This window comes from Anaerostipes sp. MSJ-23 (assembly GCF_018918155.1).
In the GTDB taxonomy this organism is placed as follows: Bacteria; Bacillota; Clostridia; order Lachnospirales; family Lachnospiraceae; genus Anaerostipes.
The window spans coordinates 13864-31011 of record NZ_JAHLPY010000012.1 but is presented as its reverse complement, the minus strand read 5'-3'; the positions used below and the strand labels follow the sequence as shown (position 1 = coordinate 31011).

18 protein-coding genes and 1 pseudogene are annotated in these 17148 nt (G+C 34.7%); 3 read left to right on the top strand and 16 right to left on the bottom strand.

Features of this window, described 5'->3' with window-relative positions:
* Positions 1-48: 48 nt before the first annotated feature.
* The gene (gene metE, locus KQI71_RS08595; RefSeq protein WP_216435502.1) at positions 49-2322 is read left to right on the top strand and encodes a 5-methyltetrahydropteroyltriglutamate--homocysteine S-methyltransferase; all 2274 of its coding nucleotides are present in this window, start codon (positions 49-51) and stop codon (positions 2320-2322) included.
* 42 nt (positions 2323-2364) lie between these two features.
* Here metE and KQI71_RS08590 read toward each other — a convergent pair whose 3' ends face one another.
* The 3 genes from KQI71_RS08590 to KQI71_RS08580 all read right to left on the bottom strand — a co-directional run bounded on the left by KQI71_RS08590 (position 2365) and on the right by KQI71_RS08580 (position 5099).
* Positions 2365-3393 carry a LacI family DNA-binding transcriptional regulator gene (locus KQI71_RS08590; protein ID WP_216435501.1) on the bottom strand — a complete coding sequence of 343 codons (1029 nt, stop codon included), beginning with the start codon at positions 3391-3393 and terminating at the stop codon, positions 2365-2367.
* A 133-nt stretch (positions 3394-3526) separates the two neighbouring features.
* A complete protein-coding gene (locus KQI71_RS08585; protein ID WP_216435500.1) occupies positions 3527-4009 on the bottom strand; it encodes a DUF2798 domain-containing protein in 483 nt (160 codons plus the stop codon).
* 229 nt (positions 4010-4238) lie between these two features.
* Positions 4239-5099 carry an AraC family transcriptional regulator gene (locus KQI71_RS08580; protein WP_216435499.1) on the bottom strand — a complete coding sequence of 287 codons (861 nt, stop codon included), beginning with the start codon at positions 5097-5099 and terminating at the stop codon, positions 4239-4241.
* A 145-nt stretch (positions 5100-5244) separates the two neighbouring features.
* Between KQI71_RS08580 and KQI71_RS08575 the strand changes: the two genes are divergently transcribed.
* Positions 5245-5403 carry a hypothetical protein gene (locus KQI71_RS08575; protein WP_216435498.1) on the top strand — a complete coding sequence of 53 codons (159 nt, stop codon included), beginning with the start codon at positions 5245-5247 and terminating at the stop codon, positions 5401-5403.
* Positions 5404-5559: 156 nt separating this feature from the next.
* Here the strand turns inward: KQI71_RS08575 and KQI71_RS08570 are convergent, their stop codons facing one another.
* The 3 genes from KQI71_RS08570 to KQI71_RS08560 all read right to left on the bottom strand — a co-directional run bounded on the left by KQI71_RS08570 (position 5560) and on the right by KQI71_RS08560 (position 6964).
* Positions 5560-5793, bottom strand: coding sequence for a helix-turn-helix domain-containing protein (locus tag KQI71_RS08570; RefSeq protein WP_253288003.1), 234 nt, complete (start codon positions 5791-5793; stop codon positions 5560-5562).
* Positions 5794-5844: 51 nt separating this feature from the next.
* Positions 5845-6204 carry a PTS glucitol/sorbitol transporter subunit IIA gene (locus tag KQI71_RS08565; protein ID WP_216435496.1) on the bottom strand — a complete coding sequence of 120 codons (360 nt, stop codon included), beginning with the start codon at positions 6202-6204 and terminating at the stop codon, positions 5845-5847.
* A 160-nt stretch (positions 6205-6364) separates the two neighbouring features.
* On the bottom strand, positions 6365-6964 hold the full coding sequence (locus KQI71_RS08560) for a cytidylate kinase-like family protein (protein ID WP_216435495.1): 600 nt from the start codon (positions 6962-6964) through the stop codon (positions 6365-6367).
* 183 nt (positions 6965-7147) lie between these two features.
* Between KQI71_RS08560 and KQI71_RS08555 the strand changes: the two genes are divergently transcribed.
* Positions 7148-7909 (top strand): DeoR/GlpR family DNA-binding transcription regulator, encoded by a 762-nt coding sequence (locus KQI71_RS08555; RefSeq protein ID WP_216435494.1) that lies wholly within the window; start codon positions 7148-7150, stop codon positions 7907-7909.
* Between the two features lie 46 nt (positions 7910-7955).
* On the opposite strand, the gene KQI71_RS08550 is transcribed toward KQI71_RS08555, so the two are convergent.
* The 10 genes and pseudogenes from KQI71_RS08550 to KQI71_RS08510 all read right to left on the bottom strand — a co-directional run bounded on the left by KQI71_RS08550 (position 7956) and on the right by KQI71_RS08510 (position 17126).
* Complete coding sequence (locus KQI71_RS08550) at positions 7956-8321, bottom strand: PTS glucitol/sorbitol transporter subunit IIA (RefSeq protein WP_216435493.1); 366 nt, start codon at positions 8319-8321, stop codon at positions 7956-7958.
* Between the two features lie 15 nt (positions 8322-8336).
* Positions 8337-9251, bottom strand: a complete 915-nt coding sequence (locus KQI71_RS08545) for a sugar phosphate isomerase/epimerase family protein (protein WP_216435492.1) — start codon at positions 9249-9251, stop codon at positions 8337-8339.
* Positions 9252-9272: 21 nt separating this feature from the next.
* The gene (iolE, locus tag KQI71_RS08540) at positions 9273-10166 is read right to left on the bottom strand and encodes a myo-inosose-2 dehydratase (protein WP_216435491.1); all 894 of its coding nucleotides are present in this window, start codon (positions 10164-10166) and stop codon (positions 9273-9275) included.
* A gap of 56 nt (positions 10167-10222) precedes the next feature.
* A complete protein-coding gene (locus KQI71_RS08535) occupies positions 10223-11656 on the bottom strand; it encodes an MFS transporter (RefSeq protein WP_216435490.1) in 1434 nt (477 codons plus the stop codon).
* A gap of 15 nt (positions 11657-11671) precedes the next feature.
* Positions 11672-12502 carry a sugar phosphate isomerase/epimerase family protein gene (locus KQI71_RS08530; protein WP_216435489.1) on the bottom strand — a complete coding sequence of 277 codons (831 nt, stop codon included), beginning with the start codon at positions 12500-12502 and terminating at the stop codon, positions 11672-11674.
* Positions 12503-12611: 109 nt separating this feature from the next.
* A complete protein-coding gene (locus KQI71_RS08525; RefSeq protein ID WP_216435488.1) occupies positions 12612-13616 on the bottom strand; it encodes a Gfo/Idh/MocA family protein in 1005 nt (334 codons plus the stop codon).
* A gap of 188 nt (positions 13617-13804) precedes the next feature.
* Entirely contained in the window at positions 13805-14830 is a 1026-nt protein-coding gene (locus tag KQI71_RS08520) for a LacI family DNA-binding transcriptional regulator (RefSeq protein WP_216435487.1), read from the bottom strand.
* Positions 14831-14955: 125 nt separating this feature from the next.
* Entirely contained in the window at positions 14956-15546 is a 591-nt protein-coding gene (locus tag KQI71_RS12505; RefSeq protein ID WP_330655382.1) for an MATE family efflux transporter, read from the bottom strand.
* A gap of 216 nt (positions 15547-15762) precedes the next feature.
* Positions 15763-16239 (bottom strand): annotated as a pseudogene (locus KQI71_RS12500) (MATE family efflux transporter); the annotation flags it as partial.
* A 50-nt stretch (positions 16240-16289) separates the two neighbouring features.
* Positions 16290-17126 (bottom strand): class II fructose-bisphosphate aldolase, encoded by an 837-nt coding sequence (locus KQI71_RS08510; RefSeq protein ID WP_216435486.1) that lies wholly within the window; start codon positions 17124-17126, stop codon positions 16290-16292.
* Positions 17127-17148 lie beyond the last annotated feature (22 nt).

The following is a 17148-nucleotide window of genomic DNA, read 5'->3' as shown; positions in this document are numbered from 1 at the left end:
TTATGTGCATATACAATAACAGTAAGCAAAATAAAAAAGGAGATATATATGCTTACATCAATCATTGGTTATCCTCGCGTGGGAACTTTAAGAGAATTAAAATTTGCAACTGAAAAATATTTTAAACAAAATCTTACACAGGAAGAACTACAGGAAACAGCAAAAGAAATTAGAAAAACACAATGGTCCATTTTAAAAGAAAGTGGTTTAGATTTTATTCCATCAAATGATTTTTCTTTTTATGATAATGTTCTTGATACTGCTGTTTTATTTAATATTGTTCCTAAACGTTATAAAGATCTTCACTTATCAGAACTTGATACTTATTTTGCCATGGCAAAAGGATATCAGAAGGAGCATAGAGATGTTCGTGCACTTGCTATGAAAAAATGGTTTAATACCAATTATCATTACATGGTACCCGAAATCGAAGACGATACAGCGATTCGCCTGACTGGTACAAAACTCTTTGATGAATTTGAAGAAGCCTTAAACCTTGGCATCCAAACAAAACCTGTAATTACAGGACCTTTTACTTTATTAAAGTTAATTCGTTATACAGGAGTCAAACAAGCAAAAGATTTTGCACAAGATTTAGCTGCTGCTTATGTAGAAGTCCTTGAAAAATTGCAAAAAACAGATGCCCTCTGGTTACAGTTTGATGAACCATATCTGGTTCATGATCTTTCAAAAGAAGATATTGATCTGTTTAAACAGCTTTATACTACCATACTTTCCAATAAAGGATCTGTAAAAATTTTAATCCAGACTTACTTTGGAGATGTTCGTGATATTTACCAAGAACTTACTTCTCTTGATTTCGACGGAATCGGTCTTGATTTTATTGAAGGAAAAGAAACACTTTCTCTCTTGAAAGCAAACGATTTCCCAGAAAACAAAATCCTCTTTGCCGGTATCATCAATGGAAAAAATATATGGAGAAATCATTACGGAGATTCCTTGTCTATTCTGGCATGGTTAAAGAGCGCAGGTATTCATACAGTCATTAATACATCTTGTTCCTTATTGCATGTTCCATATACACTGAAAAATGAAACAAAACTTGCAGATACTTATACAAAACATTTTGCATTTGCAGAAGAAAAATTAACTGAATTAGCGGATTTAAAAGTATTAAGCGAGCTTGATTCTTATGAATCCCATCCTGCGTTTTTAGCTAACAAAAGTTTGTTTGATCATAGAGAAAATTGTTATGATCCAGAAGTCCAAAAACGAGTAAATGAAATTAACGAAGATGATTTTGTACGTTTTCCTGATTTTTATGAACGCGAAAAAATTCAGAAAGAAGTTTTCCATTTACCACTCTTCCCTACAACAACCATTGGATCTTTTCCTCAGACAAGCGATATTCGTGCAAATCGAACAGCTTTCCGAAAAGGAAATATTTCCAAAGAAGAATATATTGCGTTTAATAAAGAAAAAATTGCAGAATGCGTTGCTCTTCAGGAAGAAATTGATCTTGACGTTCTTGTTCATGGAGAATTTGAACGAAATGATATGGTAGAATATTTCGGTGAAAAATTAAATGGATATCTATTTACAGAAAAAGCATGGGTTCAATCCTATGGAACACGCTGCGTAAAACCACCAATTATCTGGGGTGATGTTTCCCGCACAGAACCAATGACCGTTGATTGGTCTGTTTATGCACAAAGCTTGACAGATCGTCCAATGAAAGGTATGTTGACAGGACCTGTTACTATTTTGAACTGGTCTTTCCCAAGAGAAGATATTTCTATCAAAGAAAGTACTTATCAAATTGCACTGGCTATTCGTGATGAGGTATTGAATCTTGAAGCAAATGGAATTCGTGTAATTCAGATTGACGAAGCTGCTCTTCGTGAAAAATTACCACTTCGTAAATCTGACTGGTATAGCGAATATCTTGACTGGGCAATTCCTGCTTTCCGTCTTGTACATAGCAAAGTAAAGGCAGAAACTCAGATCCATACTCATATGTGCTACAGCGAATTTACAGATATCATTCCTGCTATTGATGACATGGATGCAGATGTTATTACCTTTGAAGCTTCCAGATCTGATCTTCTGATCCTGGATTCCTTAAAAGAAAATCATTTTAAAACAGAAGTTGGACCTGGTGTTTACGATATTCATTCTCCAAGAGTTCCTTCTACAGAAGAAATCAAAGAAGCTCTGGTAAAAATACTTCAAAAAATTGAACCTGAAAAACTTTGGGTAAACCCTGACTGTGGTTTAAAAACAAGAGGCAATGAAGAAACAAAGAAGAGTCTTGTAAATCTTGTTGCTGCAGCAAAAGAATTAAGAAAAAATTATAAATAAATAAAAAATGAGAACCTCATGAATTTGAAGTTCTCATTTTTTCTATAAATTATATTTTGTTTTAATCTTAATATCCGTATAAAAATATTCTCTTGGCGCTGGCTCTCCTTTTTGAATCATGTTATAAAGAATGTGCGGAGGACGATAACCCTGCTCATATCCTTCCTGATCAATAAGGAAATCATATTTTCCTTCTTTGAGAGCCTTTACATTTTTTGGTGTTGCATCATACACAATAACATATGGCCGCTGCACAAGATTCATTTTTTCCAATGCCATACAAACACCTGACTGTCCACCTGATACAACAAAAATCCCTGCCAGATCCGGTGCAATTTCTATTGTATTTTCAATAATTTTTTCTACTTCTTTTGTTTCATCAAAACTACTTTGAACCCCAAGAAGTTCCAACTCTGGATAGGATTGTTTAATTTCTTTCACAAACCCATCTACTCGGAGATTATTTACGCTATTCGTAAAAAATCCAGTAATTACAAGAACCTTGCCAATACCTCTCGTCAGCATTCCCATAAGACCTGCCGCTGTCATTCCACTTCGTTCATTATCAAGGCCAACAAAACAAGTACGATTTGTACCGACAATATCAGAATTAAACGTCACAACTGGAATCTGTTTTTCTTCAATCAGCTGATTGATTCTTTCTCTAATTCTTGCTGACTGAACTGGCATAATCGCAAGCCCATTGACATTTTTTGCAATAAGATCATCGATTGCTTTTAACTGTGCGTTTTCATCAACACTATCGATTTCTTTCAAAAAAATTTCTGCCCCAAAATCTTCCAACTCTTTTCTTGCTTGAGCAATCCCTTTATGAATCGGTTCTATGAAAGAAGATTTTGCAAGTTGTGTAATAATCCCGATTCGAATTCCTTGCCCGGAATTCTGTATTCTTTTTTTCTTCCGATTAGATTTATATCCCATTTCTTCAGCAATACGACAAATTCTCTCTGCCACTTCCGGATTGACACGTCCTCTGTGATTCAGAGCACGATCCACTGTCCCACGAGATACCCCTGCCTTCTCTGCAATTTCTCTAATTGTTCCCGCCATGTGCTTTCCTCATTTCTTTTTATTGCACACAAATAGCACATTTTTCTTACATTATATCTTTCTTTTATAAAAAAGTAAATAAATCCAAACAAAAAAAGAGAAAATTCTCTTTCGAATTTTCTCTTTTGCATTTTTACGCCAACACTTTTCCTTCCGGAAAAACACTACGAAAAACAAAACGAACCAGTGGACCTGCAATCATTAACTGAAATGGTAATGCCATTACAAAGTTCTTTGGAATATTTGTTAGCCATATCACTCCAACATGTGTCATATCTCCTGAAGTAATACTAACCTCCAATGCCCCGTAAAGCGACATAAGAATTACCATTGGAACTACCATACAACACGAAACACAAATCACTTTACGCATTGTACTACTTTCTGGCTTTACAAGAAAACGGAAAGCAAATCCTTTGGCTAATCCAGAAACAAGAAACCAGTCACAACACATTGCTACGATATAGGCCAGTGGGAACCCTACCCATCCCTCTTTTATTGTCTCCAACGATAAACTTCCCATATGAAGAGATACGTTGTACATACTCATCCATAATACCATGGTAAAACACATCATGACTGTGTAAATTAAACTTTCTCTTTTATTTTGCGGCATTTTTTCTCCTCCTTAATTTTCAACTTTTTTACAATTTTACAACAAGCAAAAAAATAGCAGAAACTACAAACTCGTTGCAATCTCCACTATCTGTGTACAATCTCACTGCGTTTATCTATTGATTCTTCTTGCTTATCGTTGATTATTATACATATTTTTTTCTTCCCTCATAAGTCTTTTTTTCTATACATCGATGTTTTCATTATTTTTAATAATTTTTTCTTTTCTTTCATTCATTCCATTGGTTACTTTGTATATACATAGAAAGCTTTTGCTTCCTCGCCTGACTTGGTGTACAGCCATATGTCTCATGAAACATCTTATTAAACATTTTATAATTTCGAAATCCATGTTTCTCTGCAAGCTTCATAATTCCTTCATCACTATTACATATATCATAGTAAATATGCATGAGCCGAATCTGATTTACATAACGTGAGAATGCTACTCCCATATTCTTCTTAAAAAAGCGACTAAAATACTCTCTGCTCAAAAAAAAAGAAGAAGAAATTTCCTCCAAAGTAATTGTATTTTTATAATGTTGTTCAATATAATCCGTAATCTCCTTTAATCTTTTTAATGTTTCTTCATCTTTTCCATTTTTTATTTTTTCTTTTTTTCTGGAAAAATGATTTAAAAGTTCAAATAAAATTTCCATAGCGATCGCCTGACTTTTTAAGAGGTACCCAACAGGTTCTCTTACATATAACGGAACAAGGCTCCTTAACATCTGACAAATCTCCTGATATTTTTTTTCATCTTTTTTCTCATAAATCTCTTCGCATGAAAAAAGCTCAAATTGTCCTAAATCATGTACATAATTTTCCATCCTTTTTCTTGAAAAATGAATGATCAACATCATAGAAACTTTGGCACATTTCATCTCATGAATTTTATCCGAATCTATTACTATAAACTGTCCCGCTTGTACAAGATATTCTTTTCCATCGCATGTAACAGCACCTTCTCCATTCAGGATATACAATAGTTCAATTGCTCCATGCCAATGTGGCGGTGTATACTGCCCACGATTTGTCCAGTATTTAATGTCGATTCCAGTTCGCTCCATTCTGTACAGCATCTCATACATAAATTAAAATTCCTTCCTTCTTTTTCCCATGAGATCAATATTGCCCTAATAATTAGTCAAAAAACCATCTACTTTTTTTCTATCTGTCATGATACCATATGAACCGTAAAAAACAAATATAAAACTGTAGAAAGGAGAATTCATTATGACAACTACAACACAGACTGTAAACGCAAAATTTACACATACAAAAAAACTTTCTCTGAAAGAACGTTTTGTAAAATATCTGATCGACAATGCTGAACTTTTTAATAGTGCAACTGCAGCAATGACCGGCGGACGCTATATCCCTCTTGATAAATAAAGGAGGAAAGGAATGTCAAAAACGAGAAAGGTAACATAAACAGCAGGTATCCAAATGATAGGTATACCTGCTGTTTTTATTTCATTTTAACATTATTCTTTTAAAATTACTTTTGCTTCGCGATCAAGTAATTCTTTGATAATTGTCGGATATTCTTTATCTAAATGGTAGAAAAGAAAAATTACGATCATCAATACACCTAAAATTGCAATTCCATAAAAGAACTCCAATTTTTATCGGTTTTTCTTGTTTTTTTAAAGCCTGACCAATTGGATTTGGCTTATATTGGTACTCATCAATAATTTTCTGCACCCGTTCTCTTACTTCCTGACTGACGCCTTCCCTGTTATGCAATACTTTATCTACCGTAGAACGATGCACACCTGCCATCTCGGCAATCTATTTAATCGTTATTTTCATTCTTATTCCTTTTCTACTTTATTATTCTTCAATGGAAATTTTTGTTCCAACTTTCAATTCTGGAATTTTACTTCCTTTTACACAAATTCCTCCTGCCAGATAATCTGTTTGCTTTTCTTGTACAAATTTAATAACTATATGTCCAAGTTTTTTTAAATTGTCTTCAGCTATCTCTCCAACGTTAAGAATTTCAAAACTATTTCCATCAATCACAAATTTTTGTCCCGGCTTTATTTTCTTTTCTACCGGACGAAGTTCAATATAACAACAAAAATCTTTCAATGTTTCCAATACATGTTCTCCAAAAGTAATCAGCTGCCCTTTTTCAAAAAAGTACTTAGCTTCTTCTCCAATCCCGGTTACCTTTGTCTCAAAAATCATTTTTTCTCCTTCTAAGTCAAACAACGTGCTGGCTTTATACTATACCTTTCTGATCAAAGAATCAAGAAAGAATATTCAATACAGCAAGAAAGATGTGCACTTTTTAAGCACACATCTTTCTTTGGGCAATTGAGTTAAACTGAATAAACACTTTAATTATTTATTTCCTTTTTTTCATATAATCAAGAATCAGATCAGCTGCTTCTTCTGCTTCAATCGTTGCAAGATTAATTGCAAGATGATAATTTTCCATACAATACCAATTTCTTCCAGTATAATAATTATAATAAGAAGATCTACTTTTATCCTCTTTTTTAATTTCTTCTAGAGTTACATTTCTTCCTTCTACTTCTGACAGATGTTTTACTCTGTATTCTTCATCCGCATAAAGATATACAGAACACACCCCTGGTTCATCTTTCAATACGTAATCTGCACATCTTCCTAAAAATACACCAGAACCATACCCAGCCAGTTTTTTAATGATTTTTGACTGTTCCTGAAACATCTGATTATATACCGGAATATGACTTCCTGAGCCCATCATAATACTCAATCCTTCCATATATTTGGAAGCTTTTTTATAATTAATTTCATTCATAGCAGCTTCATCGAAAGAATCATACCCAATCCTATCTGCTGCTATATAAAGAATCTCTCTATTATAATACCAAACACCAAGTTTATCTGCTAAAATCTCTGCAACTTTTTTCCCACCACTTCCATGCTGTCTACTAATGGTAATTAACGTATTTCCCATAACCTTTCCTTTCTTTTGAGTATTTTATTGTTATTTTTCGGTCATCTTTTGGTTATAATTTATCATTTTTTAGGCATTTTGTCAATTCATTTTCTTGTTTCCTCTTTCTATTTTTACACAAATATATTATAATTAGAAAAGAAAAAAAATCGCATTTTGCGAAATAAAAAATCAGAGGTTTTTATGCGTACGAAACGAATTGATGAAATTGAATTATATATTAAAGAGAAGAAATCTGTTTCCCTGGATACTTTGTGTGAACAATTCCAAGTATCAAAAAATACAATCCGAAGAGATATTGCTGCTCTTGAAAAAACAGGAAAAATTAAAAAAGTTTACGGAGGTGTAACGATTGCAGATCGTGCTTCTTCCAAAACACTTATTCCTTTTTCTGAACGACATCAACAGTTCATGAAAGAAAAACGTGCAATCTGTCATCTCGCATCCACACATATTCAAGACGGCGATACTATTTTCATTGACAGCGGAACAACTTGTCATAGTATTATTGATTTTATTTCAAACAAAACATGTACTATTATCACAAATAGTCTGCAAGTATCCTTAAAAGCTCTTCCATACGAAAACCTAACGGTAATTTCTCTCCCTGGTTTTCTCAAAAGAGAAACTTTATCTTTTGTTGACAGCGAAATTGCAGACTATGTCAAATCTTACAATATTGGAAAAGCTTTTATGTCCTGTACCGGAATTTCCATTCAAAGCGGTCTTACCAATGCATCTCAGGAAGAATATCTTGTAAAAAAAGCAGTTGTTGAAAACAGTATTTATCGATATATTCTTGCTGATCATTCCAAATTTGGAAGTTTTTCTTTAATGACCTACTGCCCTCTCGAAGATGCTAGTTATATTCTTACTGATCAGTTACCTGAGCAAGAATTTCTAGATTTTTGTCAAAATAATACGATTGAAATTGAAACTATATAAAAAGAAAGCGTGTAAGTTTTCACTCGACTTACACGCTTCATTCTTTTTAAGAATTTCTTTGAATTTTTATGATGCTGCCTTTTTTAATAACCGGAAATTTGTTTCCTTTTACCCTTATGCTTCCAGGAAGGCATTCTCCTTCTTCTGTAAAGAAAATAGTAATATGACCAAGTGTGGACAAATTATCAGATGCAATACTTCCTATTCTTAAAATTTCATATTTCTGATCATCAATTTTTAGAATATCTCCAGGTTCAATATTTTCTTCCAAAGGGACTACTTCAACAAAATAGCAAAAATCCTTCAACGTACTTAATGTTTTATGACCAAATGTAATCAAAAAGCCTTTTTGTGCAAACGCTGCTACGTCGCTTCCAAAGTTTTTCACTGTTGTTTCATAAATTGTTTTCATTCCTTGGATTCCTTTCTAGAGCAATTCTCTTTCAATTCTTTCTCTTGCTTCTGGCGCCTGACGATCCATCTTTTCCGGGAATCCAAACATCGAAACACAAGCAATATTATCGCCTCCAACCTTCGGCGCATCTTCTTTTAACTGTCGATTTGCAAAATCCATTTCTCTCAATGTCTCAAAGATCCCTTCAAAGTCCACATCTCCTTCTCCCATAGCCAAATGTTGGTGAATCGTTACATCCGATTTCCCTCTCTGGTTTAACCATGGCGGATTTGCAATATAACGACAATCCAATGTCTGGTTAAAGGTATCTGCGAACAATACATGGGTCAGTTCCTCTCCAGCATATCGAAGCATACTTCTGACATCCCCTTTTCCTTCATCATAGAAGAATCCATGCGGAGAAGAATATACATAACCAAGGTTTGGTGAACGGAACGATTTTACCAGATCACAGGCTTCCTTATTTAATTCACAAAAATCATACGGATGAGACTGTACTTCCACTCGAAGCCCTTCCCTTTCTATGATTGGTAACAATTCCTCCATCGAACGATACCACATTCCATTGCAAATTTCCTGCTGATTCGGATCACCAGAAAATTCAGTATTGATCACGGGTACTCCCATGTCAACTGCAATCTCAATCATCTGTTTCCAATTTTCTACTGCCATTTTTCTCTGTTCTTCCATTGGGCCAGACCATCGATAAACGACAATAAAGGAGGAAATCTCCACTCCGGTCTCCCGGAGTGCTTTTCGATATTCTGCCTCACATTCTTTTGAAAACAGAGGATGTTTATAAAAAGGATTGATTCTTGGATGAGGAGACTGTTCAATATACCGATATCCCCAATCTGCAACCTGATGAACCATCCGATTAATGTCCATCTGTTTTGCAAGAACGTCAACATCAAATGCTATTTTCATTTCTCATACCTCCGTTTTCTTTTATAAACCCGTTTTTTCCGCAATATATTTTCTCGCTTTTATTGCATATTCCAGTGGATTTGCTTTTGCAGGATCCTGTTCTGCTTCCACAACAACATATCCTTCATAACCACTTTTTTCAATAATATCAAAAATTGGTGCGAAATCCACATCACCATCTCCAGGAACGGTAAATGTTCCTTCCCTAACTCCTTTTAAAAAGCTCCATCCCTCCTTTTTTGACTGTGCAACAACATCCGATCTTAAATCTTTCAAATGAATATGTCTTGTACGATCAATATATTTCTTCAATACTTTTACAGGATCAATTCTTGCGAAAGAACAATGGCCACTATCAAATAATAAATATACAAGATCTGGATCTACTTCCGCCATAAAACGGTCAATTTCTTCCTCCGTTTGTATAACCGTACCCATATGATGATGAAATGTAAGCATCATCCCTTTATCTTTTGCAATTTTACCAAGTTTGTTCAGACCATCTACAAGAAGTTTCCATTCTTCATCATTCATGATATATTTTCCTTGAAAAATTGGCTGATCTTTTCCCTGAATGCTATAGCTTTGTTCAGAAACACCTATAACTTTCGCTCCCATTGCTTTTAAAAAATCTGTTTGTCTTATGAATTCTTTTTCTGTTTCTTCGTATGGTTTTGAAATCAAAAAACTTGAAAACCAGCAATTACAGATTTGAATTCCTCGAAGATCTAATGCTTTCTTTAATACTTTAACATCCGTTGGATATTTTCCTCCGATTTCTGATCCTGTAAATCCAGCCAGTGCCATTTCACTGACGCACTGCTGAAAGGTATTTTCTTTTCCAAGATCTGGCATATCATCATTGGTCCATCCAATTGGTGCGATTCCTAATTTTACTTTCTTTTTATCTAACATCTTTTTCACCTTTCATTTTCAAAATATCGGAGGTCTCTCCTCTGAAAGATATCTCCTTATAATTTTCCTGACAATTCTCTCACAGATAGCTCTGCCATCATTTCTTTATAAGTTTTATCAAGTTTATAACACATAGCAATGAGCATCATAATTACCCACACAGCAATTGGTATATATAAATATGTAAATTTGATTACAGAAATTGCTGCTGGAGCTTGATCTGCCGCGGTTTTAGCAAGTCCATTATATCCAACTGCTGATAAAACACCACCTAAAATAGCATTCGTGATTCCGGCTCCAAATTTTTGACCAAAACTCATAGAAGAGAACATCAATCCTTCAATACGCTTTCCTGTTTTCCATTGTCCATATTCAATTGCATCACTTGGAAGTGAGTACTGTACTCCATAGAAAGGAGACATTCCAACTCCACGTACAATGGAAGAGATAATTGCAAGTGGAATGCTTGTATCATTAAACAGAAACATAATCTGTCCAATTATTCCAAGAATACATCCAGATACAATCAGATTTCTTTTTCCGTACTTTGGAATTAATTTTGGTAGTAATAAAATAATAAAAATCATTGGAATTTTTTCTGCCATGGAAAGCGGCATTACTAAATTGACATCATCCATTACATATTGACAGTAATAAGTTAAATCAATTCCAAGAATAATTTGATAAATCGTATAAAATAACATTAAACCAAGCGAAATCAAAAAATAACGATTTTGTACCATTGCTTTTAACGCTGTTAATACTGGAATTTTTTCTTCTGTTTTTTCTCCAACCTTTACACGTTCCTGACAACATCGAAATGTATTTAATAAAATAAGAACCGAAATGATTGCAAAAGCAGTTGTAACAATAATCCATGCAAGTTGTGTATTATGGATCTTATCTGCTGTCCAGTTAATAATCGGCAAAGTCCACGCTGTAACAATCATACTTGCTGTAATAGAAAGAGCCATTCGAATATTACTGATCGTTTCTCTTTCATGTTTATCACGACTCATCAAAGAACCAAGTGTATGAAATGGCTGGCTGATTCCAGTATACATTACCGTATTTAACAGATTATAGGTAATAAACACATAGATAGCTTGCAATGTTGTACTTGTATTTGGAACCGTCATTAATAACACTGCAGCAATAGCATACGGAACAACCAACCTTAAAATCCATACTCTGGCTTTTCCATATTTTGAGTGGGTACGATCAATGATCGTACCCATGATAATATCGGAAACACCATCAAATCCTCTGGATAATAGCATAATCATACCAATAATTCCGGCTGATAATCCAATGACATTTGTATAGAAATAAACCAATAAAGTATTTGCTAGTGTGTAAACAACCGTCAACGCTGGATCGCCTACACAATAAGCAAGTTTTTCTGATAACTTTACTTTTGCAAATTCTTGATCAAGTTCTTCAAAATTTTCCTCCGGGTTTACATGGAGTGTTTGTTCATTTACAGACATTGATGTACCCCCTTTTTAGAAGTATTTTTCTACAAACTCTTTTGTTACCTCTGCAGATTTTTTTACATTTTCATCATGCGACATTTCATAATATTCTGGTCTAAATTCCTCAATAGTACATACACCGTCAAATCCAATTTTCTTTAAAGCTGCTGCGATACCTGCATGATCAACAACACCCTCTCCTGGCCATAAACGTTTATCATCTCCACAAGATCCAAGTGGTAAATCTTCACAGTCATTTAAATGATATGCAAAAATTTTATTTCCATCTGCTGCTTCTAAATCTTCCAGTTTTGAACACATTTCATGGAAATGGAAAGTATCAACCGTTACTCCAACATTATCACGATCTACTGCCTTCACAACATCATAAGCAATTCCAAACTGATTGATCGAACAATTTGGAGCACCACAAAATTCTAGAGAAATCTTAATGTCCTTTCCTACCTTATCAGATAAGTAACGAAGTCTTTCAACAGCTTCATCCTTAATTTCTGTTATGGTTTTATCCTTTACATCAAAAGATGGTACTGTAATCAACATTTTCATTCCAATTGCTTTGCATACTTCAATAATAAAATCTGTCTCTTCATCAATTTCCTTTACCCCTTCTTCATCTCTTTGATTAAAGAAAATCAAAGTATTATATGCCCATGGTTTTAAATGATGATTCTGAAACCAATCTGCTAGTTCCTCTAATATATGTTCTTTTAAATAATCTTTGATACAATCAAAACGGATTTCAATATAATCAAATCCATATTTTTCACATGCTTCCAAATCTGCAATTAAAGACTGTCCTTTACATTCAAGTGCTGTTGCTTCATTAAATCCAATCTTCATATTCTTATCCTCCTGATAAAACACACAATTTTATTTTTTCCCTTTTTTATAACTTTCGGATGCTGATGACTGCTTTCATCAGCATCCATTCTTTTTCCCATAATAAAACTTATCGATAAAAATCTGGTTTTTCATCCGTATGAATCGGTTCCACATTACCAGTCTCCTGGGCTTTTACAAGTGCATCTGCTGTAACAGCTGCCAAATATCCGTCCCATGCGGTTGGTCCGTTAATGATTCCTTCCGCTGCACAATCTACCCAGTTCTGTACTTCTGTGTCATATGCATCTTTAAATCTTACAAAACAATCCGTATCAATCTTTGTAGAAACTGCAGCATCTTTTCTGATTGATGGATATGGAGGCTGTGCCATCTTAATTGCTCCATCTTCACAGACAACTTCGCAGTTGATATCATATCCGAACTTGCAATTTACAAATACTTCAACATCAATACAAATTCCTTTCTTTGTACGAAGCAACATAATCTGTGGATCTTTTAATTCTGAATGAGAATATTTTGTTACTCTTGGCATAAGAACCTGAGCACTTTCATATTCATCATCTACCAACCAATGCAGTGTATCAATCTCATGAATTGCCGTATCATGAACTGCCATTGGTGTATTATAATTTGTACCAACTTCAGGATTTCTGTGTGTACAATGAAGGATTAATGGCTCTCCATATTCTCCCGATTTCAATGCCTCTTTTACCTGAACATACCCCTTGTCATATCTTCTCATAAACCCAAGCTGGATCAGATGTTTACCTGAAGCAACTTCCGCATCTACTACTTTCTTACAATCTTCTGCTGTTGTAGCCAACGGCTTTTCACAAAATACTCTTTTTCCTGCTTCAATTGCCTGTAATAAAGAATCTGCGTGAGCAAATCCAGGAGAAACAATAAATACTGCATCAACTTCCGGATCGTTAATCAGATCTTTTCCATCCTTATAAATCTTTGCTCCTCCCGCTATTTTTGCTGCTTCTTTTGCACCTTCTTCGAATACATCAGACACTGCAACAACCTGCGCTCCTTGAATTTTTTCTGTCAGTCGTTTGATATGATCTTTTCCCATTCCGCCACATCCGATAACACCTACATTTAACATTTTTCTACCTCCGTTACATATGTTTTTTATTTGCTTTCCTTTTGATGTATTTATCTTATCATCGCGTGCGCGTGCACGCAATGTCAAAGCTGCACAATGATTTGATTTGTTTTTTGTGAAATTGTATCATTAATCCTTTTTTATAAGCTAAAAAAACGGAAAGGTCTCCTTCACCTTTCCATTTTCTTTTAAAGATTACATCTCGTTTTTATAACAATATCTTCATACCAAAATTCTTCTCTATGTCCCGGATTTCCACAAAGACTATGAAAAATTTCCATGACTGACTCATATCCTTGTGCATATGCATCTTGTCTTAATACAAAATTAATGATGCCTTTTTTTAAATTTTCTCTATTTTCCCCTTCGTAATCATGTGCAATCACCTTAATCTTTTTATCCATCTCATATTTTTCTAAGACTTTACACACACCACTTTCTCCCTGTGCCGGCATATAAATTCCCTTTAAATCCGGAGTAATTTCAAGCTGTTCTTCCAGAAGTTTTCCCGCTACCCAATCATCATCATATGCAAATCTTGGTTCCATAACTTCAATCTGTGGATAATGCTGTTTCAATTCTCCTACAAATCCATTCGTACGTTTCACGGTTGCTGTATTATCCGCAGAACCCGATATAATCATAACTTTTCCACCTTCTGGCAGGATTTCTCCCATAAGACCTCCTGCTACCTTGCCTCCAGCATAATTATCCTGTCCAACAAAGCATCTTCTTTTTGTATCTTCGAGATCAGAATTGATGGTTATAATTTCCATCTCTTCTTGTACATAACGGTTGATCGTTTTTTTCAACAGTTCATCATTCGTCGGCATCAAAACAATTCCTTTGACACCAAGTTTTTTATAACTGGACATAATTGATAATACTTGTTTGACATCACCGCCTTTGATCTGTTCAATCATTACACGTCCTCCAAAGCGTTCCACTTCTTCCTTGGCATCCTGTGCTCCTTCAAACACCGTCTGTATTGTTGGAGTATCCGCATACTGAAGAATTACACCAATCCTTAAAGTATGATTTGCTGTTGAAAGTGCTTTTGCTGCAATATTAGGCTGATAACCAAGTTGTTTTGCGATCATTTTAATCTTTTGAGCAACTTCTGGCCGAATTCGTCCTCGATTATTTAATGCCCTGTCAACGGTTCCCCTAGACACACCAGCAAGATCTGCAATTTGTTGCATTGTTACTGCCATTTTTCCATCCTCCTTCTTGCGTTATCGTGCACGCATTTATTACATTTATATTATAACGATACTTTTCATCTTTGAAAAGAAAAAAGCAGCTATTTAGAAAAATTTTTCCAATACCTGCTTATTATTTATTCCCTTGTCACTTTTTTTACCCATTTCCATCGCTCTAGTCTTAATTTTACAGGAATAATTTTGTACAACTGATCCGATTTCAAAATAAAAAATACAATGAGTGCGGAATCATTTCTTACAAATGCCGCTATGCACGCACATGGAACAAGAATCAGCCACATACTGATTAAATTCATTTTCATACTGAAACTGGTATCACCACCACCCTGAATGATTCCATTATCACAGGCCATCTGATAAGCTGTCCCAACAGAAGTCACTGCAAGAATACACATAAAATTCTTTGCCATGAAAGAAGCTTGCCCGGAAATATGATAAAATTCAAGGACAAAATTCCTAATAGAAAAAATTCCAATTCCCAAAAATAGGATTTCCAATGTACGTACCATCTGCCGAAGTTTTTTCATATTATTTTCTCCAATGGTTCGTCCAATCACGATTCCTGCTGCTCCATATGCAAAAACAGATACCATTTGAAATACAATTACCGCAATAGAATTTGCCGCAATGACAGCAGCTCCTAAATGGCCAAGCACTGCTGTTTGAATCATCTGTGCAAGTCCCCACTGTGCCTGGTTCAAAAGCACCGGAAGGGAAACATGAATATAATCTTTTATATAAGATTTATCAATATGTATTAATTTTTTTATGGTAAGATTCAGCTGATGTTCTCTATATTTCAAGTAAAAAATAACAATGATGAGTTCCACACATCTTGACACAAGCGTTGCATAAGCAGCTCCTTGGATTCCACATTCTGGAAATCCAAATTTTCCATAAATCAAGCATGTATTCAAACAGATATTTAATACTAATGTTACACCAGATGTAAGATATCCAACAGAAACAATTCCTATAGATTGTAAAGATGCTGTCAAAATATTAGTCACAGTAAAAATTAGATAGGTAAAACATATAATCTGAAGATATTTTATCCCTTCTGCTATCACCGCTGAATCATTCGTTAAAAGACCAAGAAGCTGTGATGGAGCTGCCAAAGCAATCAAAAATAAGAATATTGAAATTGTTATTCCAAATCGGAGTGTAACTCCAATCAAATGAACAATTGGTCCCATTTTTCCTTTGCCCCAATACTGACTTCCCATAACAATAACACCTTAGCCAGCTCCCGTCACAAGCATCTGAAGAAAAAACTGAATTTGATTACAAAGAGCTGATCCAGACAAAGCATTTTCGCTGTAAGAACCAAGCATAACATTATCAACAAAATTTACACTATATACAAGAAAATTTTTCAAAGCAAGTGACAATGCAAGCATAAAAAACAATCTATAAAATCCTTTATCCCGAATCATTTTCTTTTCCTTTTTTATTTACAATTAAATACCTCAATATGGTGTTTCACGTTTTTATAAGTTCCAAGAACCATTGCTTCATTCATATCAAAATAATTATGTTCCCCTTCTGTTGCAAGATATTTTTCAACTTCTGCAGTCAAACTCTTAAAACTTGCCGTTGCTATGTTAACTTTTCGAATTCCCAGAGAAATTGCTTTCTGAAAATCTGCATCCGAGATTCCGCTTCCGCCATGAAGAACAAGCGGTGTTCCTGTTTTTTTATGAATTTCTTCTAAAACACCAAATTCTAACTGTGGAGCAACTGGATAGTCCCCATGTGCATTTCCAATTGCAACCGCTAGTGCATCAATTCCTGTTTTTTCGCAGAAAATTTTTGCATCTTCTGGATTGGTACAGCGAATCCCATGATCACTCTTTCCATCTTCACTTCCTCCAACCAATCCGAGTTCCGCTTCTACCGTTGCTCCATATTTTGCTGCAAGTTCTACAACATTCTTTGTCTTTTCAATATTGTCTTCAAAAGAATCCCTGGAGGCATCCAACATTACAGAAGTAAATCCATATTCTAGTGCCTGTTTAATTGTTTCAATTTTAAGTCCATGATCTAAATGAACTGCAACATCTACTTTGGCCTTTCTTGCCGCTTCCAACATCATTGGCCCCATTAAGTGAAGAGGGGAATGTCCTAGTCTTACTTCTGCAATCTGTAGAATGATCGGTGTATTCAGCTCCTCTGCTGCCTGAATGGCACCTTTGACCATTTCCATATTTCCGACACTGAATGCACCACATCCTCTGTTTTCTTCTTGTGCTCTAAGGAGCAGATCTTTCATTTTTACAAGTGACATAACTTTATACTTCCTTTCCTAA

What these genes read in the sequence shown, in the direction of transcription:
- KQI71_RS08520 (WP_216435487.1), bottom strand. Translation starts at nt 14,830, where the DNA reads ATGGCAGTAACAATGCAACAAATTGCAGATCTTGCTGGTGTGTCTAGG.
- KQI71_RS08585 (WP_216435500.1), bottom strand. Translation starts at nt 4,009, where the DNA reads ATGCCGCAAAATAAAAGAGAAAGTTTAATTTACACAGTCATGATGTGT.
- KQI71_RS08550 (WP_216435493.1), bottom strand. Translation starts at nt 8,321, where the DNA reads ATGAAAACAATTTATGAAACAACAGTGAAAAACTTTGGAAGCGACGTA.
- KQI71_RS08545 (WP_216435492.1), bottom strand. Translation starts at nt 9,251, where the DNA reads ATGAAAATAGCATTTGATGTTGACGTTCTTGCAAAACAGATGGACATT.
- KQI71_RS08510 (WP_216435486.1), bottom strand. Translation starts at nt 17,126, where the DNA reads ATGTCACTTGTAAAAATGAAAGATCTGCTCCTTAGAGCACAAGAAGAA.
- iolE (WP_216435491.1), bottom strand. Translation starts at nt 10,166, where the DNA reads ATGTTAGATAAAAAGAAAGTAAAATTAGGAATCGCACCAATTGGATGG.
- metE (WP_216435502.1), top strand. Translation starts at nt 49, where the DNA reads ATGCTTACATCAATCATTGGTTATCCTCGCGTGGGAACTTTAAGAGAA.
- KQI71_RS08565 (WP_216435496.1), bottom strand. Translation starts at nt 6,204, where the DNA reads ATGATTTTTGAGACAAAGGTAACCGGGATTGGAGAAGAAGCTAAGTAC.
- KQI71_RS08530 (WP_216435489.1), bottom strand. Translation starts at nt 12,502, where the DNA reads ATGAAGATTGGATTTAATGAAGCAACAGCACTTGAATGTAAAGGACAG.
- KQI71_RS08555 (WP_216435494.1), top strand. Translation starts at nt 7,148, where the DNA reads ATGCGTACGAAACGAATTGATGAAATTGAATTATATATTAAAGAGAAG.
- KQI71_RS08570 (WP_253288003.1), bottom strand. Translation starts at nt 5,793, where the DNA reads ATGGCAGGTGTGCATCGTTCTACGGTAGATAAAGTATTGCATAACAGG.
- KQI71_RS08560 (WP_216435495.1), bottom strand. Translation starts at nt 6,964, where the DNA reads ATGGGAAATACGTTAATTACCATTAGTAGACAGCATGGAAGTGGTGGG.
- KQI71_RS08575 (WP_216435498.1), top strand. Translation starts at nt 5,245, where the DNA reads ATGACAACTACAACACAGACTGTAAACGCAAAATTTACACATACAAAA.
- KQI71_RS08535 (WP_216435490.1), bottom strand. Translation starts at nt 11,656, where the DNA reads ATGTCTGTAAATGAACAAACACTCCATGTAAACCCGGAGGAAAATTTT.
- KQI71_RS08590 (WP_216435501.1), bottom strand. Translation starts at nt 3,393, where the DNA reads ATGGCGGGAACAATTAGAGAAATTGCAGAGAAGGCAGGGGTATCTCGT.
- KQI71_RS08525 (WP_216435488.1), bottom strand. Translation starts at nt 13,616, where the DNA reads ATGTTAAATGTAGGTGTTATCGGATGTGGCGGAATGGGAAAAGATCAT.
- KQI71_RS08580 (WP_216435499.1), bottom strand. Translation starts at nt 5,099, where the DNA reads ATGTATGAGATGCTGTACAGAATGGAGCGAACTGGAATCGACATTAAA.